Source organism: Crinalium epipsammum PCC 9333 (assembly GCF_000317495.1).
Taxonomy (GTDB): Bacteria; Cyanobacteriota; Cyanobacteriia; order Cyanobacteriales; family PCC-9333; genus Crinalium; species Crinalium epipsammum.
Window position 1 is genome coordinate 4972563 of the sequence record NC_019753.1, and the last position, 26507, is coordinate 4999069.

Annotated in this window: 25 protein-coding genes; 9 read left to right on the forward strand and 16 right to left on the reverse strand. The window is 40.3% G+C overall.

From position 1 onward, the window contains the following. Window positions 1–20: 20 nt before the first annotated feature. The 3 genes from CRI9333_RS21590 to psaK (CRI9333_RS21600) form a co-directional block, all read right to left on the reverse strand. Window positions 21–1241, reverse strand: coding sequence for a site-2 protease family protein (locus tag CRI9333_RS21590; protein ID WP_015205283.1), 1221 nt, complete (start codon window positions 1239–1241; stop codon window positions 21–23). A gap of 204 nt (window positions 1242–1445) precedes the next feature. After that, entirely contained in the window at window positions 1446–1727 is a 282-nt protein-coding gene (psaK, locus tag CRI9333_RS21595) for a photosystem I reaction center subunit PsaK (protein WP_015205284.1), read from the reverse strand. Between the two features lie 181 nt (window positions 1728–1908). Beyond that, window positions 1909–2187, reverse strand: a complete 279-nt coding sequence (gene psaK, locus CRI9333_RS21600; RefSeq protein WP_015205285.1) for a photosystem I reaction center subunit PsaK — start codon at window positions 2185–2187, stop codon at window positions 1909–1911. Between the two features lie 123 nt (window positions 2188–2310). Between psaK (CRI9333_RS21600) and CRI9333_RS21605 the strand changes: the two genes are divergently transcribed. Then, window positions 2311–2946, forward strand: coding sequence for a phosphoribosylanthranilate isomerase (locus tag CRI9333_RS21605; protein ID WP_015205286.1), 636 nt, complete (start codon window positions 2311–2313; stop codon window positions 2944–2946). A gap of 51 nt (window positions 2947–2997) precedes the next feature. Further along, window positions 2998–4617: a histidine kinase N-terminal 7TM domain-containing diguanylate cyclase gene (locus CRI9333_RS21610; RefSeq protein ID WP_015205287.1), complete on the forward strand. Its 1620-nt coding sequence runs from the start codon at window positions 2998–3000 to the stop codon at window positions 4615–4617. 65 nt (window positions 4618–4682) lie between these two features. On the opposite strand, the gene folE is transcribed toward CRI9333_RS21610, so the two are convergent. The 5 genes from folE to CRI9333_RS21635 all read right to left on the reverse strand — a co-directional run bounded on the left by folE (window position 4683) and on the right by CRI9333_RS21635 (window position 9946). Then, window positions 4683–5387, reverse strand: coding sequence for a GTP cyclohydrolase I FolE (gene folE / locus CRI9333_RS21615; RefSeq protein ID WP_015205288.1), 705 nt, complete (start codon window positions 5385–5387; stop codon window positions 4683–4685). Between the two features lie 60 nt (window positions 5388–5447). Then, complete coding sequence (locus CRI9333_RS21620) at window positions 5448–6179, reverse strand: SDR family oxidoreductase (RefSeq protein WP_015205289.1); 732 nt, start codon at window positions 6177–6179, stop codon at window positions 5448–5450. Window positions 6180–6378: 199 nt separating this feature from the next. Continuing rightward, the gene (locus tag CRI9333_RS21625; RefSeq protein ID WP_015205290.1) at window positions 6379–7359 is read right to left on the reverse strand and encodes an acetyl-CoA carboxylase carboxyltransferase subunit alpha; all 981 of its coding nucleotides are present in this window, start codon (window positions 7357–7359) and stop codon (window positions 6379–6381) included. Between the two features lie 202 nt (window positions 7360–7561). Beyond that, window positions 7562–8581, reverse strand: a complete 1020-nt coding sequence (locus CRI9333_RS21630) for a long-chain acyl-[acyl-carrier-protein] reductase (RefSeq protein ID WP_015205291.1) — start codon at window positions 8579–8581, stop codon at window positions 7562–7564. Window positions 8582–8812: 231 nt separating this feature from the next. Next, the gene (locus tag CRI9333_RS21635; protein WP_015205292.1) at window positions 8813–9946 is read right to left on the reverse strand and encodes an SAM-dependent methyltransferase; all 1134 of its coding nucleotides are present in this window, start codon (window positions 9944–9946) and stop codon (window positions 8813–8815) included. Between the two features lie 102 nt (window positions 9947–10048). Between CRI9333_RS21635 and CRI9333_RS21640 the strand changes: the two genes are divergently transcribed. Continuing rightward, on the forward strand, window positions 10049–11197 hold the full coding sequence (locus CRI9333_RS21640) for a fatty acid desaturase family protein (protein ID WP_232229366.1): 1149 nt from the start codon (window positions 10049–10051) through the stop codon (window positions 11195–11197). Window positions 11198–11322: 125 nt separating this feature from the next. Here CRI9333_RS21640 and CRI9333_RS21645 read toward each other — a convergent pair whose 3' ends face one another. Beyond that, window positions 11323–12012: an aldehyde oxygenase (deformylating) gene (locus CRI9333_RS21645; RefSeq protein ID WP_015205294.1), complete on the reverse strand. Its 690-nt coding sequence runs from the start codon at window positions 12010–12012 to the stop codon at window positions 11323–11325. Between the two features lie 196 nt (window positions 12013–12208). Between CRI9333_RS21645 and CRI9333_RS21650 the strand changes: the two genes are divergently transcribed. The 4 genes from CRI9333_RS21650 to CRI9333_RS21670 all read left to right on the forward strand — a co-directional run bounded on the left by CRI9333_RS21650 (window position 12209) and on the right by CRI9333_RS21670 (window position 15903). Next, the gene (locus tag CRI9333_RS21650) at window positions 12209–13048 is read left to right on the forward strand and encodes a carbohydrate ABC transporter permease (protein WP_015205295.1); all 840 of its coding nucleotides are present in this window, start codon (window positions 12209–12211) and stop codon (window positions 13046–13048) included. 276 nt (window positions 13049–13324) lie between these two features. Continuing rightward, window positions 13325–13804: a DUF2243 domain-containing protein gene (locus CRI9333_RS21655; RefSeq protein ID WP_015205296.1), complete on the forward strand. Its 480-nt coding sequence runs from the start codon at window positions 13325–13327 to the stop codon at window positions 13802–13804. A 503-nt stretch (window positions 13805–14307) separates the two neighbouring features. Further along, window positions 14308–15414 carry a saccharopine dehydrogenase NADP-binding domain-containing protein gene (locus CRI9333_RS21665; RefSeq protein ID WP_015205297.1) on the forward strand — a complete coding sequence of 369 codons (1107 nt, stop codon included), beginning with the start codon at window positions 14308–14310 and terminating at the stop codon, window positions 15412–15414. Between the two features lie 132 nt (window positions 15415–15546). Continuing rightward, the gene (locus tag CRI9333_RS21670; protein ID WP_015205298.1) at window positions 15547–15903 is read left to right on the forward strand and encodes a hypothetical protein; all 357 of its coding nucleotides are present in this window, start codon (window positions 15547–15549) and stop codon (window positions 15901–15903) included. Between the two features lie 140 nt (window positions 15904–16043). Here the strand turns inward: CRI9333_RS21670 and CRI9333_RS21675 are convergent, their stop codons facing one another. From CRI9333_RS21675 to mutL, 3 genes are all read right to left on the reverse strand, one after another. Then, window positions 16044–16781: a phytochelatin synthase family protein gene (locus CRI9333_RS21675; RefSeq protein ID WP_015205299.1), complete on the reverse strand. Its 738-nt coding sequence runs from the start codon at window positions 16779–16781 to the stop codon at window positions 16044–16046. 77 nt (window positions 16782–16858) lie between these two features. Beyond that, window positions 16859–17599 (reverse strand): SGNH/GDSL hydrolase family protein, encoded by a 741-nt coding sequence (locus CRI9333_RS21680; protein WP_015205300.1) that lies wholly within the window; start codon window positions 17597–17599, stop codon window positions 16859–16861. A 103-nt stretch (window positions 17600–17702) separates the two neighbouring features. Further along, window positions 17703–19481: a DNA mismatch repair endonuclease MutL gene (gene mutL / locus CRI9333_RS21685; RefSeq protein ID WP_015205301.1), complete on the reverse strand. Its 1779-nt coding sequence runs from the start codon at window positions 19479–19481 to the stop codon at window positions 17703–17705. Between the two features lie 623 nt (window positions 19482–20104). Between mutL and CRI9333_RS21690 the strand changes: the two genes are divergently transcribed. After that, window positions 20105–20533 carry a rhodanese-like domain-containing protein gene (locus CRI9333_RS21690; RefSeq protein ID WP_041226902.1) on the forward strand — a complete coding sequence of 143 codons (429 nt, stop codon included), beginning with the start codon at window positions 20105–20107 and terminating at the stop codon, window positions 20531–20533. A gap of 600 nt (window positions 20534–21133) precedes the next feature. Here CRI9333_RS21690 and CRI9333_RS27450 read toward each other — a convergent pair. The 3 genes from CRI9333_RS27450 to CRI9333_RS21705 form a co-directional block, all read right to left on the reverse strand. Beyond that, window positions 21134–21274 (reverse strand): hypothetical protein, encoded by a 141-nt coding sequence (locus CRI9333_RS27450; RefSeq protein ID WP_015205303.1) that lies wholly within the window; start codon window positions 21272–21274, stop codon window positions 21134–21136. 115 nt (window positions 21275–21389) lie between these two features. Continuing rightward, window positions 21390–22571, reverse strand: a complete 1182-nt coding sequence (locus CRI9333_RS21700) for an RtcB family protein (RefSeq protein ID WP_015205304.1) — start codon at window positions 22569–22571, stop codon at window positions 21390–21392. A gap of 433 nt (window positions 22572–23004) precedes the next feature. Continuing rightward, the gene (locus CRI9333_RS21705; RefSeq protein ID WP_015205305.1) at window positions 23005–24078 is read right to left on the reverse strand and encodes a Gfo/Idh/MocA family protein; all 1074 of its coding nucleotides are present in this window, start codon (window positions 24076–24078) and stop codon (window positions 23005–23007) included. A gap of 269 nt (window positions 24079–24347) precedes the next feature. On the opposite strand from CRI9333_RS21705, the gene queC reads away from it, so the two are divergent. Then, window positions 24348–25046 (forward strand): 7-cyano-7-deazaguanine synthase QueC, encoded by a 699-nt coding sequence (gene queC / locus CRI9333_RS21710; protein WP_015205306.1) that lies wholly within the window; start codon window positions 24348–24350, stop codon window positions 25044–25046. Between the two features lie 29 nt (window positions 25047–25075). Here queC and CRI9333_RS21715 read toward each other — a convergent pair whose 3' ends face one another. Beyond that, window positions 25076–26440: a hemolysin family protein gene (locus tag CRI9333_RS21715; protein WP_015205307.1), complete on the reverse strand. Its 1365-nt coding sequence runs from the start codon at window positions 26438–26440 to the stop codon at window positions 25076–25078. Window positions 26441–26507: the final 67 nt, after the last annotated feature.

Sequence of the window (26507 nt, forward strand, 5' to 3'; positions counted from 1 at the left end):
TAAGAGCTAGTGCGATCGCTTTACAGTACAGTTGATTTAGCGATCGCCTGTAGCTGTAAATTAACTGGATAACTTCCTTCAGCTTTGATCCGCTTAATTTCAGGCTCAGGCATTCCCAAATTTAGCTTAGATGCAACTGCACGCACAATATCTCCTCTATCAATTACACCAGCAATTGCTCCTGCGGGTGAAAGAACTGTTAAGCGTTTGATTTGCTTGGTTTCCATACAGTTAATTACATCAACTAAAGATGTTTTTTCTTCAACTGTGGCAATTTCAGTTAGAAGGCGGACAATACTTTGAATAGTTTCAGTTTCCCACCGACTGCGCTCTATAAAGTGTAAATCTTCCACACAAACTAAACCGCGATAACGTCCATCTGAAGCAGCATAGTAGGGATATAACAGAGGTTTGTCGGATGTCCAAGCTTCTGCCAGAATGTATTCGTCGGCAAACTGGCGCAATGTCATGTTCGCATCCACTACTCGAAAATCACGAGTCATGGCATCGGAGGCTACAATTTGCAGTAATGATTCTTGTAAAGTTGCCACTCGGCTGTAATTGTTGGCGTTACGAACTACAAACCAACCGATTAAAGCCATCCACAGCCCAGTATAAACGCCTAGTAAGGCTGCTGTGACTCCAAATGCGATCGCAATCCAACCTAAAAATTTACCCGCTTGGGCAGCCCAACAGACGGCTTGAAAGCGGTTTCCTGTGAGTTTCCACAATGCTGCTTTAAAAACTTGTCCCCCATCCAGAGGTAAACCAGGAATCAAGTTAAACAGCGCCAATATCAAGTTGATTCTAGCTACATCTAAAGTTAAAACTTTGATCAAGCCAGTTGTAGGCACTATTTTATTGAAGCTAAAAAACAAGACAAATAGCAGTAAACTAACTGCGGGACCTGCAATGGCAACTTGAAAGGCTTGACCTGGAGTTTTAGATTCTTGCTCAATCGAGGCAATGCCGCCAAATAGAAAGAGAGTAATTGAATTAACTTTAATGCCTTGCGATCGCGCAACCAAACTATGACCCAATTCATGTAGTAACACCGAGGCAAATAACAGTAACGTCATTGCCAAACCGCCACCCCATACTACCAAAGGTTCCCATTGTGGGTAACTTGCTTGAATATGTAGTCCATTCAAGTAAGTAAAAAGCCCTAAAATGTATAGCCACGAAGGGTCAATATACAGGGGAATTTTAAATAAAGAGCCAATTCGCCAACCTGTTTGCATTTCTATTTTCCTAAAATTAAAAGTTTTTATAAAAATCCGCTTGTGCGGAAAAAGGTTGATTTAGCCCCAGGCATTGTGCAGTTAGTGCCAGATAGGAGCCTATTTACCAGCATATACAATTCAAAAACGAAGATGCCCGATGAGCAGGTTAGTTAGCTACTCATCGGGCGTTTGGAAGAATATTAGTGGTAAAAAGACTTGTTTTTACAGTAAACCAGCGTTATTTAGCCCCAAGATAGCACCAACTCCCAAAATGTGACCAAAGCTAACACCTGCTATAAATTGGCTCAAACTAAACTTGCTATCAGCAATAAAAGGTAGGGGGAAAGGCAGTTTTGGTCCAACTCCTGGTTTTTGAACACCGATCCGAGCAATGATTAAACCAACAATGTTGAAGAAAGTCATCACAATTCCTACATTAGGTGTCCATCCTTGTGCCAAGGAAGCGATTGGTGATGCTGCGATTAGAAAATTTAAGTCAATCAATTTTTTTCTCCTAGATACAAATATTTAACAGAGGTAGGGATTTTGATGTTCTCTCTCGTTAAGGCTTCGGCAGAGCAGGGATATTGATTAGACAACCAAGCCCTGATGATATATGTTCTTCCTGCTTATTCTCCCGTTAAACAGGCGCAAGATCGCATCATTCTACAGGAATAGCTGTGTTTTAAAGTACGCCCGCGTTTGTCAGCCCCAAAATTACACCAGTTCCGATAATGTGACCAAAACTCATTGTGGCTAGTAATTCAGGCAGGTTAAAATTGCGGAACAAAGCAGGCTTAGAAACTGGCAAATCTGGTCCTCCACCAGGCTTTTGGATGGCAAAGCGACCAATAACAATAGCTAAAAGGTTACAGAGTACCATTACTATACCGATAGTAGGTGTCCAACTTGGGGTAGGAGGAACGGTTGACTGTGCAACGGCAAGTAAAGTTAAGTGAAGCAATTTACGATCTCCTGCTTTAATAGAATCCAAACAAGTAAGGATTATAAAAAGCTGTTAGCAAGAAGCCACAATTTGTTTTAAGAGTTAACAATTCAAGGAAGTTTTGATACAAATCTTAAGCTAATGCGAGTAAAAATTTGTGGTATTACCAAACCAGAACAAGGGGATGCGATCGCACAACTCGGTGCAACAGCTTTAGGTTTCATCTGCGTTCCTCAATCTCCCCGCTATGTCACCGCAAGTCAAATTAAGGTGATCGTAAAACAACTATCTGTAAATGTTCACTGCATTGGCGTATTTGCTGATAGCACAGTTGAAGAGATTTGCCAAATAGTAACAGCAACAAACTTGACGGGTGTGCAATTACATGGTATAGAAACAATAGAATTTTGTCAGCAATTGCGTCAGTCTTTACCTAATGTAGAAATTATTAAAGCATTAAGAGTAAGAACGCCAGAAGATTTACTTCAAGCAAACGCCTACAAGGATTGTGTTAATACTTTACTACTTGATGCTTACCATCCCCAAATGTTAGGTGGTACTGGTAAAACATTAAATTGGAAAACATTACAAGAATTTAATCCCAATTGTCCTTGGTTTTTGGCGGGTGGTTTAACATCAGATAATATCTTAAATGCCTTAGATCAACTACAACCGAGTGGTATTGATTTATCTAGTGGTGTAGAGAAAGCGCCTGGAGATAAAGATTTAAATAAAGTAGCCCAACTATTTGAAAAGCTACGATTACTTGAGATTTAATTTTTACACTTGGGTTCTTTCAGCATAAGCACAATAGCCATAAGACTAGCTATGGCTCCAGCTACAACTAGAATCAAGATGTATTTTCAATACACCCCAGGCTTCGCTGTTCTTGGTGTTACTGCTATCATTGCTGCTGCAATGGCTTTCACCTCTTGGTTGCGCTGCTCAACTCCGGCTCAAACAACTTTTACCCTCCTGATGGTGTCTGTGTCGGGATATGCCACAGTTGCAGCTTTAGAATCGGCTGCGATCGCCCTGCCAAACAAAATATTTTGGTCAACCCTAGAGTACGTCTTCTCCGGTGCTGGAATGACGTTTTTATTAATCTTTGCCATCTACTTTACCTCTGATCAAGAGTGGCTCACCTTTCGGCAGGTTGTTTGGCTGTGGATTATTCCAGTCTTCGATGTGATTTTGGTTGCCACCAACAAATGGCACAAACTGGTCTGGACAGGATTTTTACCTGGCGCTAGCGGTAGCAATCTCATTGTCTATCAGCATGGCCCTGGCTTCTTTTGGGTAATGTTCTGGGTTTATGTCTATGTTTTTGCAGGTTCCTCATTACTCTTCAAGGCAGCTATAAAACCTTCGATGGTATACCGTCGCCAAGCGGGATCTGTCCTCATCGGTTGTACAGCGCCCCTGATCGCCAGCACCTTGTATATGCTAAATCTAGCCCCCCCCGGTCTCAATATTACGCCTATGAGTTTTCTAGTGACGGGTTTAGCCTTCTCAGATAGTTTGTTTCGCTTTCGGTTATTTGATGTTGTCCCGATCGCCCGTGATACTTTGATCGAAAGCATGAGTGACGGCGTACTCGTCCTAGATGTGCGAAACCGAATTGTAGATCTAAATCCGGCGGCTCAATCTCTGATCGGTACAACAACAAAATGCGTAGGGCAACCGATAGCAGTAGTTTTAGCCCAGCACCCAAATATTCTGAGAGTCTGCTACCAAAACAAAAATGACCAAGTTGAGATTCAGCTAGCTCAGGCTATGGTCGATCTGGAGATCAAACAGTTGCGCGATCGCTATGGAAGATTTAGCGGACGATTGATTGTTTTGCGCGACATTACCCAACGTTACCAAGCCGAAATTGAACTCCGAAAAGTCAACGAACGTCTCCACAGCCAACTCCTAGCGATTGAAGGCTTGCAAGCTCAGTTACGTGAACAGGTGATTCGAGACAAGCTCACAGGCTTACTCAATCGTCGCTACTTTGATGAGGTTGTGCCAAAAGAATTAGCTCGCGCCCTTAATGGAGGGTATTCAGTCGCCCTAATTATGCTAGACATTGATTACTTCAAAAAGATCAACGACACCTTCGGGCATAAAGCAGGTGATGATGTTTTGCAAGCATTTGGGCCGCTATTGCTCAGTCAGGTTCGCACTGGTGATATTGCTTGTCGGATGGGGGGTGAAGAATTTGTCTTGGTTCTGCCCTCGGTTTCTTTGGAGCGAGCTTACCAACTAGCAGAAAAAATTCGCCTAGCTTTTCAGGCATTAAAAGTGAAAACCGAAGATAGAGAAATCTACTCTACGATTTCCGGCGGCATAGCCATGTTTCCTACCAACGGCACCACAGAAGATGAGTTATTGCAAGCGGCAGATCAGGCACTGTATAACGCCAAAGGCGCTGGGCGAAACTGCATTAAGATCAGGACTTGAATTACCCGACGCTGAATGGAGTACATTACAGCGTGGGAATTATAGCCCCTCAAACTCCCCATCAGTTAAAAGAAAGCAGGTTGGTGACGAATCAAATTGAGAAACTCTTCACGAGTTTTTTGCTCCTCTTGAAAAATACCAAGCATTGCACTTGTCACTGTCCAAGAACCAGGTTTTTGTACCCCCCGCATCGTCATACACATATGGCTGGCTTCCATCACAACAGCCACACCTTTTGGTTCCAAAATAGTTTGAACTGCTTCAGCAATTTGGCGTGTTAGTCGCTCTTGTACTTGTAAACGCCGAGAATACATTTCCACAATTCTAGCTAACTTGCTTAATCCCACAACCTTCTGGTTAGGAATATAAGCAACGTGAGCTTTGCCCATAAACGGTAACATATGGTGTTCGCACAAGCTAAACACATTAATATCTCGGACGAGAACCATTTCATTATGACCCTCATCAAAGATTGCGCCGTTGACAAGTTCTTCTAAAGATTGGGTATAGCCACTGGTGAGAAACCGCATTGCTTCAGCAACGCGCTTGGGAGTTTTTAGTAAACCTTCCCGTTGTGGATCTTCGCCCACCCCTAATAACAGCGTGGTTACAGCGTCCATCATCTCATCATGGATTTCTTCCGAGGGGCGTTGCAAATTAGGTTCCCGACCGTTTAATGTATTGCGATCAGGGCGCGTTTCTACCCTTATCTCTGTATTACCGATCGCAGATTGAGAGTCTTTGGCACTGTCGGGATGAGCAATAGTCATGATAAATCTAGTCTCAAATTGTGATGTGAAGTAGGTATAACTAGCTAAAAAGGCAGTAGATTAAAAAGTGCCAACATTAGGCATTAAAATTAACTCTTCAATTACTGCCGATGCAGGTAAAAGTGTTGTATGCAGAATTGACTGCGCGACAACTTCTGGGGTTAGCATTGCGGAACGGTCAAAGTTGGCTTTCACTGTTTCTGTATCCCACAAAGAAGAATTGACGGAACCTGGACAAATAGCTGTAACGCGAATTCCGTTCTGGCGTTCTTCTGCTGCTAGGGTTTTAGAAAGAGCCATTATGCCAAATTTACTGACGCTATAAGCTCCCCATTGGGGAAAAACTTGTTTGGCAGCAATAGAAGCAACATTAATAATTGTCCCTTGTCCGCGATCGCGCATCATCGGTAATATCCCTTGAATGCACTGAAATACACTGGTGAGATTTAGGTTAATTACCTGTTGCCAATCTATTAGGGAGGTATCACTGAGGGTGTTAGTGTACCCCATACCCGCATTATTCACCAAAATATCTATAGAGCCAAAATCAGATGCGATCGCACTAATTTTTTCTTTGACTTGCTCAACTTCAGCTAAGTCTAGGATATAAGCTTTTGCTTTTACCCCAGCCTCAATAGCTGCTTGAGCTACAGCCTCTAACTTTTCTGGAGAACGGCTAACTAAGGCTAAATTAATTCCAGCTTTAGCAAATTCTAAAGCAGTCGCTTTGCCAATCCCACTACTTGCTCCTGTGATCAGAGCAGATTTCTCGGTTCTAGAAATAAAACTCATTCAACAATTAACAATTAACAATTATCAATTATCAATTATCAATTACCCCACAATTTTACTTGAAGCCTTGAAATAACAAAATATTTTTTGATTTTCCATAATTCAAGTTAGGGGCAAATATACGGGAAATTGATCATTGATAATTGAGCCTGTAAAATTATATCATTTGCCCAAATTTCTGTAACAAATGTAACTATCATTAGGCAGGTACTTCTAAAAATACGCCCATATTACGGAATTTTTGGTATCGCAAATCTCGTCGCTGTTGAGGAGTTAGTCTGCTGAGTTCTTCCAAATTATCCAACAGAGTGTTTTTAAGGATGGACGCAGCCTTTACAGGATCGGCATGAGCGCCCCCTAAAGGTTCCGTTAATATTTGGTCGAGAATACCAAGGTTTTTCAAATCCCAAGCTGTGATTTTTAAAGCTTCTGCTGCTTGGGGAGCTTTGGCGGCATCTTTCCACAGAATAGAAGCACAAGCTTCAGGACTAGCAACAGTGTAGACAGAATGCTCAAACATTAATAAGCGATCGCCTACACCAATACCCAAAGCGCCACCGGAACCACCTTCGCCAATTACTGTACAAATAATTGGCACATCTAAGCGGAACATTTCGCGGAGGTTATATGCGATCGCTTCTCCCTGTCCCAACTCTTCCGCCTCAATACCCGCCCAAGCGCCAGGAGTATCAATAAACGTCAAAATTGGCATCCCAAAGCGATTAGCGTGTTCCATCAAGCGCATCGCCTTACGGTAGCCACCAGGAGAAGCCATCCCAAAGTTACGCGCCACATTATCTTTAGTGTCACGACCTTTTTGATGACCTAACATCACCACAGGGCGACCTGCCAAACGAGCCACACCACCAACTAAAGCAGGGTCATCAGCACCGCCGCGATCGCCATGTAATTCCATCCATTCATCAGTTATTGCCTGAATATAGTCCAAAGTACTAGGACGGCGGGGATGACGAGCTACTTGCAGTCGTTGAGATGGCGATAAACTACTAAAAATCTCAGAGCGAAGTTGCACCGCTCGTGCCTCCAACTGACGAATCTGCTCAGAGACATCGACGTTGTTTTCTTCAGCTAGTTCACGAATTTGTTCAATTCGTGTCTCCAGATCGGCAAGCGGTTTTTCAAAATCTAAAAGTAACGGCTTACGCTCAGTACTTGGCATAGTTAGTCATTGGGCATAGGTCATCGGTCATTGGTCATTGAAAAGAGATTTTTTAACCTTAGAAAATTTAAGCAAAAACCCAGATTTATGACCATCAAGAGTATAGCTATCAGCTATCAGTCAGTAGTTTAAACCTAAAGTATTAGATATTGTTAGTTTTTTTTGCTGACTGCTGACTGCTGACGGTGCAGAGTGCTATGTATTAGCTTAATAAAGGTCGGAAACCATGTTTAACAGACACCAGACCAATTTGATCCATCTTTTCAACAGTAATCTGATTTCGTCCCCAAGAAAAGTTAGTATGCCATTTCTCAAATTCCAATAGCATTGCTTCTGCAAAACAAGCAAACAACTGGCGTGCTGGCGCTTCCATATTGACGATTTTCATAATTTTCCAGTCAATATCCAAAGAATGCTCAACAATCCCACCATTAAGGACACATACACCTGGATGCTGAACTTTCGTTGACATATTTTTAGGATATCCGCCATCTATCAGCAAACAAGGTTGCTTTAAAGTAGCTGGATCAATTTCCACACCTTTTGGCATACTGGCAACCCAGACAATAATATCAGCCAAAGGCAAAGCTTCTTCTAGCTTTAAGATTTTGCCTCTTCCCAGTTCCTCTTGTAGGTTTTGCAGTCGTTCTTGATTGCGTGCCACCAATAACAAATCTGCTACATCAGTGCGGGCATCTAGCCAACGACAAACAGCACTGCCAATGTCACCCGTAGCCCCGACTACTGCAACTGTCGCCTTAGACAAATCAATGCCTAGTTTTTGAGATGCTTGTTCTACTTGACGACAAAGAATGTAAGCAGTATGAGTATTACCTGTAGTAAAACGATCAAACTCTAACTTGACATTGCGAACCTGCTTACTTTCGTGCAAGTTAAATTCTTCAAAAATAATTGAAGAAAAGCCTCCCAAGGCTGTAATGTTAATGCCATGCTTTTGAGCATGAGCCATCGCGTTTAGGATTTTACGGATAGCTGCCTTAATCCGGCGATTAGCAAGCATTTCTGGTAGAAAGCATGATTCAACATACTGACCTTCAATTTTTTGACCAGTAATGCTAGTGACAGTAATGTGATCGACGATTTGGGGTGGCGCACTGCACCAAAAATCCAAATCTTGATTGGCGTATTCTGGATAGCCTAGCTCTTTAGCGACGGCTTGAGCGTGTTCCAAACTGGTAAGGTGACCGATTAGACCAAACATGAATTGCTGTAGGTATACCTGCGGATCAGGCGGAATTTAGGATTAAAGATTAAAATCGTTAAAGCCTCTTAACAATTGTACAAAAAATTGCCGCTCCTCTGAGCAACAGTATAAATCTGCTGATCCAGTTGGCATGAACTACTCCTAAATCAGCAGATTTGGTAAAAGCTTGTTGCTATTGGATGATGGTCATAGTGCGATTACCTACGGTAGGCTACGCCAACGCACTGACTAAGCATGAACCAGTAAAAACTGACCATTGCCATTATATTCGCCATTACAACTAGCAAAATTGCGAACAAACCAAATCAAATAAAAACGCCAAATCCGACGGAACTTAGCATAATCCATGCCATATTCTAAATCTTTGACGATCGCCTGATGATTATCAAAATTTTTCAACCAGGTGGCAAAAGTTGTCGAGTAATTATAGCCATTTAAATACCACCTCTTAATGGTTTTCAGGTCTTTATTATGGCTAGGAACAGCATCGTAATTCCAGAAACGACCGTGAGGAAAAATGTATTGATGAGTGTAAACGCTAGATATATGATTAGGGGTGCGGACTGTGATAATGTGAATGAATACTTTCCCATTATCATTAAGGAAAGACGCTAATTTCTCAAAAGCTTTCGTTAAATTCCCTACATGGCAAAAAACCCCAATTGAAAGAATTTTATCAAATTTTTGATCAAAGTTTGCATCATTCAAATCCCCTTCATACAGAGTAAACCGACCTGAACTCAGGTAGCTGGCGGGATCTTGCATTTTACCGCGCATATATTCGCATTGTTCGTGGCTCAAATTAATCCCTGTAAACGTGACATTTGGGAATTTGGAAAGGATGTAATTTGGAACGCAGCCCCAACCACATCCAAAATCTAAGATCCGATCTCCGTCCTTGATGTCTAGTTTCTCGATTACATCATCGAGCATTTGCATTTGGGCTTGTTCAAGGTTAGATGCTCCTTTTTCCCACAATGCCATGCTGTATTTAGGATAAATGAGTTGCCCGTCACCCAACATTTTATTCAGCATTCCTTGAGGAAGGTCATACTGGAGTTTCATCAAATCCTTTGAACCTTCCGCGAGATGATCGGTTTCTTTTAAAACCCAATCATAAGGTGCAAGAAGTGAGGGAAAATAACGAAAAAAGACGGGCATAAAACTATCAAACAGCCCTTCTAATAGGAAATCTGGGACTTCCAATCCATTAATATAAGCTTCTGCTGCTGCCATTTGTAGCGTGTTAACTACAGATACAGCCCCTCTAGTTGCCTGATATGCAAGTGGGGTTTTGATATGTACATCCCCAACTAAAGGAAGGTATTTTTCGATGTCTTGCAAGAAAGAATTAGAAGTCATAATTACCTCTACATTAACTTTTAGTCTTTAGGCTATAGTGTAGAAGTGTTTTTGCGCTATAACGTTTTATTTATTAATAATTTAATAATTGAAAATTTGCCGATGAGTCCTGTTAACCAACTTTCAAGTTTTATGCCTGTTCCCGAAGATATAGATTTTATTTTACAAGCAGAGTATGCGAAAAAATTACGCACATTTCTTCCCCCTGAAGCATTTGCCCCGAATATCAACAAGTTAGTAATTTTGTTGATTAATTTAGTGATTTTGGTTTTAGGTTGGATAATTGCAGATAAGTTGGAGCAGTGGTCTGTATATTATTTGTGGCTTTATTTACCCTTAGCTGTGGTAATGGGTAATAGTATAATTGCTTTATTGTTTACATCTCATGACCTCATGCACGGTAGCGTGATTAGAAACCCCCGTTTGATGAGGTTGATCAGCTTATTAGGATTAACAATGTTGTGGATGCCACCAACATTATGGAAAGCAGTTCATAACCGTGTGCATCACAAGAATACAAATAATTTTGGAGATCCGGATCGCAATTATTTAGACGAACAACCTAAAACTTGGGGAAAATGGATTCAAAATTTATTTGTACCTTCTGCTGAGGTGAATCCTTTTTGGTTAACGGTGGGTATGACAAGTGCATGGGGAGTACACACTTTTCGCAATTTAACTTCTGTGCTGTTATTTAATCGTGAAACTGTTGATTATGTGCCTGCTGCGTTTACGGTTAGTGCTAAGGATCGTAGAGCAATCGCCTGGGAATCTTTGGTAATCTTTATGATACACCTCAGTATTATGGCATACCTAGAATTTAACCCAATTAAACTAATTTTGAGTTACTTTTTACCAATAGCAATTGGCTATGCTGGGGTGATGTTTTATATTTATACCAATCACATGGTATGCCAAATGACCAGTGTTAATGATCCACTAATTAATAGTTTGTCTCTGCGGGTTCCTAAAATCTTTGATTTATTACATTTCAATTTTTCTTACCACGCCGAACATCATATTTTTCCAGGGATAAATTCTGATTATTATCCCTTGGTTCAAGAGTTAATTACAACTCATTATCCTGAGAAAAGTGAAAAATATATATTAGATGCGGGTGTTGCTTGGCGCTTATTACTCCAAACTCCTCGACATTACAAAAATGAAACTACCTTTACAGATTGGTCACGAGAAAAATCTGTTACTTGCCCTCTCAGCCAAAAGTATACAAGTGATATTATGGTTAAATAACATTTCTATCACCATATTTAATCAAGGCAATATTCTGTTTAGTTGATTAATTATATTATATTAACCAAAATAAAATGTAGAGACGTTGTATACAACGTCTCTACATTTTGTGCCAAACTTGATTACTAAGCTGCGGTAAGACCGTAGGCAGACATCCGCATGATATCGCGAGTGGTAAAGCCAATATTACTCAGGGCTTCGCCGTAGGCAATCATAAAGTCTTCCACTAAGGCATCTTTTTCCATTGCCAAAACACCAGCATCCTTGGCAACTTGATTAAGCATCTGCCAAACTATGGGTAAGTTCTGACGATTGGCTGTTTCTAGTTCAGCTTTGGATTCTTCAAAGTGTTCTTTGAGCCAAACTTCACCAAAATTCAGGTGAGTGTACTCATCTTTGACTACGCCTTCAGTAATTTTGCGGGCAAAGTCATCGGCAACAGGTATATAGATGTTGTATGCTGCGATCGCAAAGCATTCTATAATCAGTGATTGAATTAGCAAGCAGGTGACAATTTCACCTGCTTCTGCTGCAACCTTAAAGTTTTCGTGCAGTCTGGAAAAGAAGTTACGAGCAAATTCTAAATCTGCTGTAACTTGAAGATTGCGACCACAAGCTTCAAATCCTTTCTTGTGACGCATCTCCATCTTGGATAAGCGGATCAACTCATCCTTAGATTCTGGTAGTAGTTCAGCTAGTTTAGTGTAATTTTCGTATGCTTCTTGTTCACCTTCAATTACGATCGCATTGATGCGACTATAGGCATCTTTATATGTTTCGCTCTGGAAGTCAATGCTGGCTGCAATTTGCGCCATAAATGGATGATCTCCTGTGTTCTTAACTAAGCTGATACAAGATAGGTCAACCCTGTAAATTGAGGGTGAGTTTCAAAATGCTAGTTTAACTTAACTTAACAAACTTCTATCTTAGACCTTACCACTGGTTTAAACTGTTCCCCAATTGGAATAAAATTCCATCTGATTCTATAAGCATAAACGTAAATGAGTATTAATGCCTAAAACACATTTATACCAACTTTCAGTCAGCATTTGGAAATCGCTAAGTTTAGTTTTACTGCTGGCGATCGCACTTGTAGTATTGTTACCACTAGCTGTAGTATTAATTACTTCCCTGACAACTACTGGCGCTACCCCAGGGCAATCCCTGATACTATCCAAATTCACTGTAGCGAATTATCAGGCAGCTTGGCAGCGTGGTAACTTTTTGTTAGCGTTTGCTAATTCAACTTTAGTAGCTTTAGCGGTGACAGGATTTCAAATTGTCACGTCGGCATTAGCAGGTTATGCTTTGGCAAGATTAAAATTTAGGGGACGGCAAGCAGTATTGCTGATTGTCTTGGCAACTTTGGTGATTCCGTTTCAAATATTAGTAATTCCGATTTTTTTAGTATTGAAATGGGGACATTTAATTAACACTTATTGGGCATTAATTTTACCAACAGCAGCGAGTGGATTTGGAATTTTTCTATTGCGCCAATATTTTTTAACTATCCCAGTGGAATTAGAAGAAGCTGCGGCACTTGATGGCGCTAACCGACTGCAAATTTTGTGGCGCGTCATGCTGCCGTTATCTCGACCAGCTTTGGTGACGCTGTTTCTATTTACCTTTATTGGTGAGTGGAATGATTTATTTAAGCCTTTAGTATTTACAACGCGACCAGAGTTAAGAACAGTGCAGTTAGCTTTGGCAGATTTTCAAGAGCAATTTACTAATAGTTGGGAATTATTAATGGCAGCAGTAGTGATTGCTACTGTGCCAGTGGTTTTACTCTTTATTATTGGTCAAAAGCAGTTTATTCGTGGTATTGCGACAACGGGAATTAAGAATTAATTTAAATATTTACACGACTGATGCAAAACTGCTTTCTATACACGGGGTGTAGGGTTTGCCCCTACTTACTCCCTTCCAGCCTAAAAAATACTTATTTGAAAAACCGCCAAGACGCAAAGAACGCCAAGGAAGAAGAGTATGATCTGGGATCTAGATTTCAAGCATGAAAGTGCGTAAGTCATACATTTATATCTAAATCCTACTTTAGTACAATGGCTGAGTTGACTAACAAGCTTTACTCTCAATTAAATCAATGAGTTATCCCAAAAAGCTTGTATGGAAAAACCACAAAATAACTCTGAATTAATGATTGCTGCTGGTATTTTGTTGGGAATAGGACTAGCAGGATTATTTGATGGAATTGTGCTGCACAAAATTTTGAAATGGCATCATATGCTATCAAGTGTTAAACCAATCACTAACACTTATAATTTAGAATTAAATACCCTTTGGGATGGATTTTTTTTGTGGGGGATATATATAATTATAGCCGTTGGGTTGGTTTTGCTCTGGCGTGCTAGTCAGGTGGGAAATATTTTGAGTTCGCCAAAAATATTTGGTGCTTGTTTGGCTATTGGTGCAGGTAGTTTTAATTTAATTGAGGGTTTAATCGATCACCACATTTTGGGCATTCATCATGTGAAATCAGGGGCAAATGAACTTGCTTGGGATTTGGGATTTTTGGCTTTAAGTGCGGTTTTGGTAGTAGTGGGTTGGATATTATTACGATCGCAAGTGCGAGTGAAGAGTGAGTAAAGTGCGATCGCTTGTAAATCTTTATCAAAAAATTGCCCCTGTTTCCAGCATATCAACCTAAAATTGACACAGGCTAGGGAAAGATTAGGGATATTTAAACAATCTTAATTAGTTGAATCAGTATAATTACGGATTGACAAATTGCGGAAATTATTAAGCGATTCTATTTAAGTTTTTTGGCAGTTTTTCCGTTACCTTTATTACCTTCCCATAGCCTGCCTCCACGCTGACATAGCCAGAAACCAAACCAGACAGACAAGATTCCAAACAAAATTATGTAGGCTGAGGACGCGATGCCTATCAAGATCAGAAAAATGCCGATGAAGAGCAATGCAACACCGCCGTACCAGACCGTAATAGCAAATCTACGCATAAAATTATTTCTTTAACTCCAAAATCATCTTTTTTATAGATCAGATGTCATTCTTACTACCGATGAAGAGAAACACACAAAAATGATGAACTGTAAGGATCAATTAACAATTATCAATTAACAATTATCAATGAACAAAGTTTTAATTCTTGGGGGGACAGGACGGATAGGTAGCAGTGTGGCACAAGATTTAATTGCTCATACTGATGCTGAAATTATTATTACAGGCAGGAATTCAGCCAATGGAACCGCGTTAGGTTCCCAGCTAGGTTCGCAGGTGAAATTTTTGGCAATAGATTTGGATGAGGAGGATAGCCTAAAAAATGCGATCGCATCCTCAAATCTGGTAATCCATTGTGCTGGTCCGTTTCACTATCGCGATGCTAAAGTTCTTAAAAGTTGCATAGAACAAGGTGTCAACTATCTAGATGTCAGCGATCACCGTTCTTTTACTCGTAAAGTGCTTGACTGCAAACCTGAAGCTGAAGCTGCTGGGGTGACAGCGATCGTTAACACAGGCATTTTCCCTGGTATTTCTAATAGCATGGTGCGAGAGGGCGTTGAGCAACTAGATGAAGCAGAACGCATTCACTTAAGTTATGTAGTAGCTGGATCTGGTGGTGCTGGTGTTACGGTGATGCGAACGACATTTTTGGGGTTACGCCGTGAGTTTGAATCGTGGATCAACGGTAAATGGGAGATGGTAAAACCGTATAGCGATCGCGAAATGATTCAATTTCCAGCGCCTTACGGTCGTACTGGTGTTTACTGGTTCGATATGCCAGAAACATTCACCTTACCAGACACCTTTCCTGTCAAAACTGTAATTACTAAATTTGGTACAGTCCCAGATTTTTATAACTATCTTACTTGGAGTGTTGCCCACTGGTGGCCCGCTAGTTGGCTGAGAAATTCAGCAGTAATTGAATTTCTTGCTCATGTTAGTCACCGCATGACCGATTTTACTGACAAACTCAGTGGTGTTGGCGTAGCGATTCGTTCTGAAGTTACAGGTAGCAAGGATGGACAACCAGCAAGTTATTGCTCAACTTTAGTACATAAAAATACATCAGTTGCAGCCGCCTGTGGCACTGGCAGTCTTGCTCAACTAATGCTTGATGGCAAACTCAATAAGCCTGGTGTTTGGGTTGTAGAACAAGCATTGCCGACAGATTTATTTGAACAAACAATGGAAAGCCGAGGTATCCAAATTAATCGATCATGGTTAAAGCCATAAAATTTATGTGCCTGCGGGTAGAAGCATTTTTTTAGTTAGAAAATCAGAATAAGTTGTGTTATTGTAAATAATTTTTATTTACATAAATCCAGCTATTACAGCTTGTAAAAATCAAATTTTGAGGAAAGCAGTATGTCTCAGTTTTCATTAGCTATTCAAAAAAGCTTATTTAAGGTCGCGCTGACATTCAGCTTAATAATAGTAACTAGCTTTTGTAGTTTATTTCTTTTATTTCAACAGCCAAGTTATGCACTTTCTACTCCTCCACGTCATCTAACTCCACAGGAAAAAATTGACCGCGCTTATGAATATAGTGAAGCTACAGGTCTTTTAGAAGAGGATAAGCAAGCATCGCAGAATGCCAATGAATTATTTGATTATGGCGAAAAGGCTAACGAAAAAACAGTAGTATCCTCTCAAGCAGAAAATTCTGATTCTAATTTAATTGAAAAAGCACAAGAAGCGATCGGCAAAGCAATAGGTAAATAAATTAAGTTTCATTGTCTCAAATTTACCCAGCCTTTAGGCTGGAAAACAATACAAAATAAGCCTGCATAAGCAGGCTTATTTAATTAATCTTTTAATTACATGGAATTGGGTTTTTAAGATGCTTTTAGGGTGAAGCCTTATTAATCTCGACTTACCAATACAAAACCCCGTGTTTTCCCGCCATCAGAATCAACAGTGGCGATCGCCTGCCATAGTTCTTCTGCTTTCACCCAAACTGGAGGATATTTGTAGCGAGAAACATCTAAGATTAAAAACCGATCTGTCTGCTTATTATAAGCCGCAATTGGGGATATATGTCCTCCTGTTTCTTGCCCAATCGCTTTTCGCAAGTAGTTGACTAAAACAAAATTACCAGGCTGTTTTAAATTATCTGCAATTAATTGGCGGAATTCTGATAAATTAGTGTCGGCTGCGTGGTAAACTTTGACTTTAACATCTTTGCTTTCCATTAATCCACCTAATTGATCTAAGGTCATCCCTTTCTTAGAAACAACATCAGCAGAGACAACATTAGTTGTTTTTTCATTATTAAAGAAGTTGTCTTGAGTAAACATATTAAAAGGAGAATACTCCGGCGCTTCCGGTGCAGGAATACCCAAAGCATTCAACACCATTACCATACTGGCAACCCCACAATAAGCTTGATTCTTCTGGGTAACAAAGTGTATGCTTAGGGGCAAATAGTCTTTTCTGGCTTGACTGCCAATTAATAAAATTTCTCCTTCAGCCGAGTTTAAAGGAATTAAATTTTGAGGCAAAGTTAGTGTTTGGGCAAATACACTACCACCCGCAATAGATAAACCCAGGATCAAAGTCTTGATAGAAATGGTAATTGTTTGGATTCGCTCAATTTTCATAAATTTATCCCACTCAGTTATTTATTTTTGACAACAAAAACGACAATATTTACTCTTTGTTGTTGATGCTACTAGGATCAAGTACCAATGCTACTAATGAGCTTTATTAATCCTTGTCGATATATCTGTTGTCCATCAGCATTGAGATGGACACCATCAGTAGTTAAACTTTTTTTCAGTGCTTTCCCTTCAAATAACTCCTGTATACATTCCGCATTTACGGCAACATTTTGACTTTCGGCAATTTGATGAATTAATTGGTTAATTTCTTCAATTCTGGTAATTGTACCTGCTAATAATGGATTGAGACTTGCTGCAACAGTTGAGTAAAAAGTAGGAATTAAAATTACCTGATTAGCACCCATTTCTCTTACTAAAGATATTGCTTGCTGCATATTATTAATAAAAGTATCATCATCAATGTGGTAACAAGCATCGTTTGTACCAATGGCGATAATTGCTTTTTGACATCTAACATGAGCAGCAGCTAATTTGTTTAGTTGTTCAATTAGAGAAACACTACTCATGCCTTTGAGAGCAAAGTTAAAAGTATGTTCACCTAATGTATTGCTGAGAGGAGAAGTAATTGAGTCACCAAATATGCAAGTATTGTATTCCTGAGATTGCGTCAAGCTGACTTGATGGCTAACTTCCCTTATCCACCAAGATTTTGTAATTAAATTGTCTGTGGGTAATGATACACTTGCACAAAAATCAATAAAAGCTTTATTGACTGAGCCTTTTTGATACAGTAATAATATTATTATAAATAATAAAACAATGTTTAATGAAACAGATGCGATTGTCGTATTGTTCATAAGTATGTCAACCTAATTAAACGCATTACCCCACCCCCCGACCCCCTCCCCTTAATAAGGGGAGGGGGAGGTTTGCCTTTGATCTTTTTTAATCGTTAGTGGGTTATATACCATGACTTTTACCAATCACCCAATGACGCTTAAAGAAACGTGCTAGGGCAGATTCTTCTAAGGATAAATAAATTGGTCGTCCGTGTGGACAAGTACGAGGGTTGCGCGTATTTTTCCACTGATCTAATAAGGTCTGCATTTCTTTGAGACTTAAGGGTGTACCATTACGGATGGCACTACGACAGGCGGTTGCTACTTGGGCAGTTTGTAAGTCACCTCCTAAGCTAATTTCCCATAAGGCGTTTTGGCAATCATCTCGTTGCGCTAAAATTTCTGGTGCTGTACGAATTGCCCATATTTGTTCACCAAATGGTTGAACATCAAGATTTAATCGTTGAAGTTGTTCTAGTTGCGCTGGTGTTAGCTGGGTGAGAATTACTGGCGATTTTAAGGGGATAAGTTGCCAGCGATCGCATAATTGCTCGTATAATACTCGCTCATGGGCAATATGTTGTTCTACTAACCATAATCCAGTGGGATGTTCTGCCACTATATAAGTATTGTGAACTTGTGCGATCGCTCTTAGTTCAATCAATCCAATATCATTAACTTTATTTGTGCTTTGCTTCGGTGGTGATTCTTGAATTGAACGCCCGACATTATAACCACCTTGAGCTTCAGAAGCTTTAAGTAATTGTGTCACTCTTTCTGTATGCAGTGTCTCTGGAAGAAGTTCTGGATTTATTCGCAAAACTTGCTCAATTGCTTGCGCTACTTGTTCTTGCCAATAAGTAAGATGGTGTAGGTAAATTTCTGCTTTGGCGGGATGACGGTTCCAGTCTATTTGATGAGGAGAAATATCTAAATGCAGAAAACAAATAGGATAGCGATCGCGTGGTAAAGTACGCTGAAATGCTCCTAATATAGTTTGCTCTAATTGAGGCGATCGCACCATCCGTCTATTGGTAGCTACTCGCACCCAGTCAGCACGTCTGCGATGGCATCTATCGGGTAATCCTAATACTATATATAGTGAGGAATTTACATAACTATTTTGATCAGATGAGTTATAAATTGAAGTATTATCTGGTTTATTCTCCCCTACACCCTCATTTCCCTGCACCCCCACAGCTTGCGGCGTAGGTACTTTAATTGTTAGTTGTTGCAGATCGCTTAACCTTACTTGCTGCAATAACTGAGGTAAAATTTGTCTAGCTGTAACACCAGGACTAATACTGAACCACTCGCGTCCATTTTGCTGTACATTCCAAGTAACATGGGGATGACATAAAGCAATTTGATGAATAATAGCTTGCACTGCTCGCATTTGTTGCGACATCGGGGGTAAACCTTGACGACGAGCAGCCCAACTACCAAATAAATTAGATACTGTAACTACAGTACCAGGTGCGATCGCAAAAGCCGAAACATCAACCGCTTCCCCTTGAGCATTATAAGTAACACTCCACCCCTCACTACTGTTACTTGCACGGCTCAAAATCTCTAAAGATGCCAACTGAGCTATGCTATGTAAAGCTTCGCCACGAAATCCTAAGCTAGTAATCTTCCATAAATCTTCGCATTGGCGGATTTTGCTAGTACTATGTGCAACTGCTGCTTGTACTAAATCACTTAGCACCATACCACTGCCATTATCGGCAACGCGCACCCGCCACTGATCGGGATATAAAGATACTACAATTCTTTTGGCTCTAGCATCTAAAGCATTTTCTACCAATTCACGTACAACTGCTGCCATAGAGTCAATCACCTCTCCAGCAGCAATTAAGTTTACTACCTCTGTGGGCAAAGGTTGAATACCAAGTGCCATATTATTTATTCTTTGTATGAGGTAATTTTTATTGACTTATTTATGATATGGCAGATCATTTAAAGATATTTAACTAGGAATTCATATAATTAACATTTTAACAGAATTTCTGCGATTTATTTTTACTATAATTTTTGCTTGTATTACCTAATTTGAATCAAAAATTAGTTTCAGTACTTAATTTGGTAATTTTATATTAATTTAAATTGATGTTTAAAAAATCAAAATATTTCTTAACAACATTTTTTTTAACTAATTACTTTAGGAGTAAAAAATCTTAATTCAGTATTTAAACAAAAACATATTTATATATCTATCACAAAATCCTGGCATACTTTCTAAAAATGATAAATATTATATTCAATAATCATTGGGACTAATCGCATGGCAGACAAATTTAGATAATCACGTCTGTCTAAAGTTAGATAAATTATATATTACCTCCCAAGAAAGAGAAGTTAAGTATAAATTCATTGCTAAATTTCATTTAAAGTTAAGTAATGAGATTTTAAATCATGTCAAACATTTCAGAAAACTTGGAAAACGCTAAAGACAAAATTACAGAAGGTGTTGAGAATGTTACCAATAAGGTAGCTGACTCAATTAAAGGCGCTAAAGATAATATGCCTGAAGTTACCCCTACTCCACCAGGAATGAAAAGTCAATCTTCAGTTGAAGATTTGAAATCACGTTTAGAATGGGGCGAACCAGCTTTTACAATTCTTGATGTGCGCGATCGCGAGACATTCAACGATGGTCATATCATGGGCGCAATGGCGATGCCTGTGGATCAGTTGGTAGACCGCGCTAAATCTAGCCTAGAACCCAGCCGCGATATTTATGTTTATGGCGAAACCGACGAAGCAACTGCGAGTGCCGCTTCTTCATTGCGCCAAGCTGGTTTTGAGTGTGTAGCTGAACTCAAGGGTGGTTTTGCAGCATGGAAAGCCATTGGTGGTGCAACCGAAGGTGTTTCCGAATCTAGAACTCCCGCAGGTGCGGATGATTACAATGTTGTATCTCGCCTACAAGATGAGGCAAGCAAGTCGTAATTTACAGATAGTTTGAGTCTGCTGATATTTGCTACTCACTAAGTCTGGGTGGCACAGCTAGTGTTAAAGATTAGAAAACTATTAATTATGAGTATGGGGCAATCCGAGAAGGCTTGCCCCATGCTTATGTTGAGATTAGTTTTTGACATCCTCACCGACCGTCGATGTACGGTGATTCCTCGCCACGCTACCCGTAAAACGGGTAGTCGTTGAATGGAGTTGACGATTCATCGAGATGCGCTTTCTTTTGCTGAAAGTCTTACCCTCTCTCCCCGTCCGTTTTGAGTCTCGATGTGTCCCACCGCGACTAAAAACAAATACTTGTTTTGTTTGAATTTGCGTTCAAGGTTGGACTTGTTTTTACCATTGCCTTACTTCCGCTTCCCCTATATCTAATCTCAACCCGTAGCAGGACTTTCAACCTTGTTATTTATTTCGGAGTATCTTCGACTAGGGCGGGTTTGTTAGACCACTAAGATTTTAACACGAAGCAGTGCTGATTCAGGGGTTTTAAACCCAATTTTTAAAGGTAAGTGCAAAAAGAGCGATCGCACCACAGCTTGTTATCCTTAGTGCAAACCTACTCTGCGAGTTACCTATTTAATTAACCACATAGGCACTTTGCAATGCCCACCAAAGTAGGAAGCCGATGCCACCTAAAACTAGCACAGATGAGATAATCACTGCTTTTGGGGAATCAGCCCCCTTAAACTTCATAATTCCACGATCTAAATCTGACATAGCACTACCTCCACATACCCTCTAAATAATTTTTAAGCGGTTTCAATTGTCGCTAATTTATAGCCTATTTATAGGTCTGCCTGTCCGATTTCCTTTATACCATATTGAGGATTTTTTACCCCTTCACACACACAACCTGCTTCAGAGTTGCTACTACCTCGACCAAATCAGACTGATTTGCCATTACCTGCTCAATAGGTTTGTAAGCACCAGGAATTTCGTCTAAAATCCCTGTATCCTTACGACATTCAACCCCTTGAGTTTGTTCAAGCAAATCATCAAGGCTAAAGTTTTCCTTTGCCTTATTGCGTGACATCAACCGCCCCGCCCCGTGACTGCAAGAACAATAGCTGTGGGCATTACCTTTCCCTTTAATAATGAAAGATTTAGCCCCCATCGAACCAGGAATTATGCCATAGTCTTGTTCACGAGCGCGAACCGCACCCTTGCGGGTGACATAAACTTCTTCACCAAAATGAACTTCCTGCTCTGCATAGTTATGATGACAATTAACCTCCAATAGTGGTTTAGCTTGTTTGCCACCTGCTAAATGTTTTTCAATAATCCGCTTGAAACGTGCCATCATCGCTTCTCGGTTGAATCGGGCGTAGTTTTGCGCCCATTGTAAATCGCGCCAGTATGCGGCAAACTCCGGTGTACCTTGGACAAAATAAGCTAAATCTGAATCTGGTAGTTGCGTATTAGCAAGTCTGGTGAGTTCCTTAGCTGTACTAATGTGGCATTGTGCCAACATATTGCCGATATTGCGTGAACCAGAATGCAGCATTAGCCACACACTGTTTTCAGTATCTAGGCAAACCTCAATAAAATGATTTCCTCCGCCTAATGAACCCATTTGCTTCATCGCTTTGGATTCTAAATGTTGTACGCCGGGATGCAAATCTTTGAACTGCTGCCAGCCTTGCCAATTATCAACTGTTTTGTCGGTGTCCTTATTTTGATTGAACCCAACTGGAATTGCTGCCTCAATATCCAGACGAATTTTCTTGAGTTTGCCTTCTAATTGATCAGCAGTGTAAGCAGTCTTAATAGCTGCCATCCCGCAACCAATATCTACTCCGACAGCAGCAGGAATTATCGCTTCCTTAGTAGCAATTACAGAACCGACCAAAGCACCTTTACCAAGGTGAACATCTGGCATCAGGGCAACGTGCTTGAATACAAAGGGCAGGGAGGCAGTGTTTTTCGCCATTTTGATTTCCTGATGCCCTAGTTCGTGGTTTGCCCAAGACAATATAGGAACTGGCGTTGATAAGTTGAGTGGTTTATATGGCATTTGAGCTACGTGGACAAATTTGCAGTCGCAATCTTGCTCTGCGTTGTTTGATACTACAAATATACTACAAAGAATAGAAAGCGATCGCTAATCATTCCTGCTAAACCAATAAAACTTAATTAAGCTTGCACAAGGCGCTCTCGTGATGCCCGCACTACTTAATACAGATGATTTGTTTGGAACTGCTCTCTGTACAAGTAGGAGGCGATCGCTACTGTAACTACTACAAATGCCAACTTCTGTGACTACCAACCATTAGTAACACGAGTTTTTGTAGTAAATAGACAAAAAGCTTAGGACAAGTTGTAGAGGTGAAACTTATATAGCTTCATAAAATAGAAAAGCTAACTACTATACATTCCACTAAAGCAACTATCCCCACCCTAATTATTTGAGGGCGGAGAAGGTTGTGCAATGTTTAAACGGCAAATATCTAATAAGCAACTGTCACAGTCGGTGAACTTAGCTCACGGCTTTCTTTGTCAGACTGCTTCCATACTTGACCATCCAGCGCCATTTGTTCAATTAAACTAGCTAAACGCAGCGCCTTCAAAGCTTGCTCTCCACCTACAGAAGGTTGATTGCCACCTCGAACACAGTTGACAAAATGCTCTAACTCTGCATGAAGCGGTTCAATATTACTGGTATGAACCTTTTCAATCAATCCATCTTGCCGATATAGAACTTGACCGTAATCAGTCATATAGTTAGCAGTTGTTTGGCGATGGATCAAAATTTCATTATTAAGAAAATCTGCCTCAGTCATGGAGTTTTTACAATGAGCAGAAATCCGACGAATTTTGCGGTGCGTAACCTTACTAGCTGTCAAGGTAGCAACAATGCCATTAGCAAACCCTAGCGTCGCTGTCACATAGTCTAAATACTTAGATTCGGAACCACAACTACCACTAGCGGTTAACTTGACTACAGGCGCTCCTGCCAGTTCTTGCAGCAAGTCAATATCGTGAATCATCAAATCTAAAACAACGGAGACATCATTAGCACGTTGGGAGTAAGGACTCATGCGATGAGCCTCCAATGCCAGTAATTTCTCAGTCTTTAGGACTTTGTTGAGTTCCTGAAAAGCTGGGTTAAAGCGTTCAATATGCCCTACTTGTAAAATACATTGAAACTTGGCGGCAGCATTTACCAGGGACTCAGCCTCAGCAATACTGGCAGCAATAGGTTTTTCAATCAACACATGGACACCTGCTTGCAAGCAAGCCATGCCAACTTCATGGTGCATCCGTGTAGGGACAGCAACGCAGACTGCATCTACATAAGGCAAAAGATCGCGGTAATCTTCAAAGAAGCGAGCGCGATATTTACTAGCAATGTCTAAACCTCGTTCAACATTAATGTCTGAGACACCTACTAGCTCAACGTCCTTTAGTAAACCGAGAACACGGGTATGATGCTGTCCCATATTCCCGACACCAATAACGCCTATTTTGATAGGCTGGGGCTGAATTCTATGTATATGACTATCTAAATTCTTAACTGACATACTATCTTCCACTCCTATAACTCCTCCACCACTGGTATTAAGTCAATTTACAACTTGTGTTAGTCGCCTCAAACCATCCAGATACTATCACAGCGACTCTAGTTGTAAAGAATTTCAAAGTTTTGTTCTAGTTCCTCAATTAAGTATTAGTTTTATAAGACCTGACAGGCGATCGCTTTTAATCAGTTAGAAGATATAGAATTTATCACCTCGGCTTGCAGGCTTAAAACTGATCGCAGCCAAAATTTGTTGAATAGAGAATTTTTCCCGTGAAAGCAGTTGTTTTATTATCTGGTGGATTAGACTCCTCTACAGTTCTGTATCAAGCTAAAATGGATGGTTGCGTAGTTCATGCGATTTCTTTTGACTACCAGCAGCGACACCAACTTGAGTTACAAGCAGCCACTAAAATAGCTAGTGCAGCAGGTGTAATAGAACATCAGATTATCGCCTTTGACTTGCGCCGTTGGGGTGGCTCGGCATTGACTGATGATGCTATTGCCGTGCCAACAAATCGGATTCTTACTGACATTTCAGAATATATTCCTGTAACTTATGTTCCCGCACGGAACACCATCTTCTTAAGCTTTGCTTTAGCTTTCGCAGAAGCTAAAGGTGCTGAACGAGTATATATAGGTGTCAATGCAGTTGATTACTCTGGGTATCCCGATTGTCGCCCAGACTATATTCAGGCAATGCAGGAAGTATTTCGACTGGGAACAAAGCAGGGAAGGGAAGGAGAACCCATTAGTATAGTCGCGCCCCTAATTAAGCTCAAAAAAACCGAAATTATCCAATTAGGCAATAATTTGGGCGTTCCTTGGGAGCTAACTTGGTCTTGCTACTCCGGTGGCAATATTGCTTGCGGTGTCTGTGACTCTTGTAGGCTAAGACTGGCAGCTTTTTCTGAATTAGGCTTAGAAGATCCGTTACCTTATGCTGTTAGAGGTGAACAAGGAAATCAGTAATCAGTTACCAAGTAAAAATTGACTGTTAATTATTTCCGAATCTTAATTTCGTGCAGGCGTGGCCCTTTAGCAGAAATAACAGTGAATTCTAAATTGTTATATAAAAATGTTTCTCCTGGTATTGGAACTTTCTGCAATTGATAAAGCAGAAAACCTCCAAGAGTTTGATACTCATCAGTCAGGGGCAAATCAAGATTTAAATTTAGGTTTACTTCTTCTAAATTCATCTGCGCTTGCACTAAAAAAGTGTGGTCGTCTAAAACTTGCAAATCCAAAGAGTGAGAACTTTCAGATGCTGGCTCATCGCCGATAATTTCGGCAATTACATCCTTAAGTGTGACTAACCCAGCAGTACCACCAAACTCATCTACAACTATTACCATTGCTTGATGCGATCGCTGCATTACAGGTAATAAATCACTTAAAGGCGTACTTTCTGGCACAAACTTTGCAGGACGAATCCAACGCTGAATAAGCGTGGTAGGGGTAAGATGACCTTGAGCTAAAGGTTCAGCTAATTCTTTGAAGTAAATCAAACCACGTACATCATCAAGTGATTCTTCAATGATCGGAAAACGAGAGTGACCAGTAGCAACTACTTTATCAAGTAAAGTTTGAAAAGTGGCAGTAATGGGAATAGCAATAATATTTGTACGCTGAATCATTACCTCTGCGGCTACGACTTCGCTAAACTCAAAAACATTATTTAGTAGTTCTCGCTCTTCTGCTTCTAAACCTGTAGACTCACGATCAGTATTAATAATCATTTGTAACTCTTCTGGCGTTAAGCGCGTATACGGCTGACCTTTATATTCAATGCCTACAAGTCTTAATAGAAAGCGAGTTGATTGGTTGAGAATCCAAATAAAAGGGTTGAAAAAACGAGCTATAGCTAAAAAAGGTGGTGCTAAAAATCTTGCTAATTGTTCTGGGTAAAGTAAAGCTAAAGATTTAGGACAAAGTTCACCTAAAACAATTTGCAAGTAAGCAATCAGAACAAAAGCGACAGGAATTGCTATAGAATGAGAGATGGAACCTCTAAGAGTTACTGGTAAAGACAGTTGTGCTAACCAAGATGCCACTAACACTGCCATAGTACTTTCACCAATCCAGCCTAAAGCCAAACTAGAGAGAGTTATCCCCAGTTGAGTTGTAGATAGTAGTCGATCAATACTACGTTGTAACTTTTGAACTGTATACGCTTCAGCATCACCTGCTTGCACCAGTTGATTAATGCGCGATCGCCGCACAGACACAATCGAAAATTCAGCCGTGACAAAAAAAGCATTGATCGCAATCAAAAGTAGCACTGACAACAATCGCACGGCTACATCTGACCAGTTCAAAGAAAGAGTTGCATTCAACGTTTTGATATTAAAAACAGCACTTACCATAAAAAAGTTACAGCCAAAAGGAAAAAGATCAACATTTTATCTGCCTTTTTCCTTCTGTCTGGTATAA

What these genes read in the sequence shown, in the direction of transcription:
- CRI9333_RS21690 (WP_041226902.1), top strand. Translation starts at nt 20,105, where the DNA reads ATGCCTGAAGTTACCCCTACTCCACCAGGAATGAAAAGTCAATCTTCA.
- CRI9333_RS21630 (WP_015205291.1), bottom strand. Translation starts at nt 8,581, where the DNA reads ATGTTTGGTCTAATCGGTCACCTTACCAGTTTGGAACACGCTCAAGCC.
- CRI9333_RS21700 (WP_015205304.1), bottom strand. Translation starts at nt 22,571, where the DNA reads ATGCCATATAAACCACTCAACTTATCAACGCCAGTTCCTATATTGTCT.
- CRI9333_RS21640 (WP_232229366.1), top strand. Translation starts at nt 10,049, where the DNA reads ATGAGTCCTGTTAACCAACTTTCAAGTTTTATGCCTGTTCCCGAAGAT.
- CRI9333_RS21675 (WP_015205299.1), bottom strand. Translation starts at nt 16,781, where the DNA reads ATGAAAATTGAGCGAATCCAAACAATTACCATTTCTATCAAGACTTTG.
- CRI9333_RS21665 (WP_015205297.1), top strand. Translation starts at nt 14,308, where the DNA reads ATGAACAAAGTTTTAATTCTTGGGGGGACAGGACGGATAGGTAGCAGT.
- CRI9333_RS21635 (WP_015205292.1), bottom strand. Translation starts at nt 9,946, where the DNA reads ATGACTTCTAATTCTTTCTTGCAAGACATCGAAAAATACCTTCCTTTA.
- CRI9333_RS21715 (WP_015205307.1), bottom strand. Translation starts at nt 26,440, where the DNA reads ATGGTAAGTGCTGTTTTTAATATCAAAACGTTGAATGCAACTCTTTCT.
- CRI9333_RS21645 (WP_015205294.1), bottom strand. Translation starts at nt 12,012, where the DNA reads ATGGCGCAAATTGCAGCCAGCATTGACTTCCAGAGCGAAACATATAAA.
- folE (WP_015205288.1), bottom strand. Translation starts at nt 5,387, where the DNA reads ATGACTATTGCTCATCCCGACAGTGCCAAAGACTCTCAATCTGCGATC.
- CRI9333_RS21670 (WP_015205298.1), top strand. Translation starts at nt 15,547, where the DNA reads ATGTCTCAGTTTTCATTAGCTATTCAAAAAAGCTTATTTAAGGTCGCG.
- CRI9333_RS27450 (WP_015205303.1), bottom strand. Translation starts at nt 21,274, where the DNA reads ATGTCAGATTTAGATCGTGGAATTATGAAGTTTAAGGGGGCTGATTCC.
- CRI9333_RS21655 (WP_015205296.1), top strand. Translation starts at nt 13,325, where the DNA reads ATGGAAAAACCACAAAATAACTCTGAATTAATGATTGCTGCTGGTATT.
- CRI9333_RS21605 (WP_015205286.1), top strand. Translation starts at nt 2,311, where the DNA reads ATGCGAGTAAAAATTTGTGGTATTACCAAACCAGAACAAGGGGATGCG.
- CRI9333_RS21650 (WP_015205295.1), top strand. Translation starts at nt 12,209, where the DNA reads ATGCCTAAAACACATTTATACCAACTTTCAGTCAGCATTTGGAAATCG.
- mutL (WP_015205301.1), bottom strand. Translation starts at nt 19,481, where the DNA reads ATGGCACTTGGTATTCAACCTTTGCCCACAGAGGTAGTAAACTTAATT.
- CRI9333_RS21625 (WP_015205290.1), bottom strand. Translation starts at nt 7,359, where the DNA reads ATGCCAAGTACTGAGCGTAAGCCGTTACTTTTAGATTTTGAAAAACCG.
- CRI9333_RS21680 (WP_015205300.1), bottom strand. Translation starts at nt 17,599, where the DNA reads ATGAACAATACGACAATCGCATCTGTTTCATTAAACATTGTTTTATTA.
- CRI9333_RS21610 (WP_015205287.1), top strand. Translation starts at nt 2,998, where the DNA reads ATGGCTCCAGCTACAACTAGAATCAAGATGTATTTTCAATACACCCCA.
- CRI9333_RS21705 (WP_015205305.1), bottom strand. Translation starts at nt 24,078, where the DNA reads ATGTCAGTTAAGAATTTAGATAGTCATATACATAGAATTCAGCCCCAG.
- CRI9333_RS21620 (WP_015205289.1), bottom strand. Translation starts at nt 6,179, where the DNA reads ATGAGTTTTATTTCTAGAACCGAGAAATCTGCTCTGATCACAGGAGCA.
- CRI9333_RS21590 (WP_015205283.1), bottom strand. Translation starts at nt 1,241, where the DNA reads ATGCAAACAGGTTGGCGAATTGGCTCTTTATTTAAAATTCCCCTGTAT.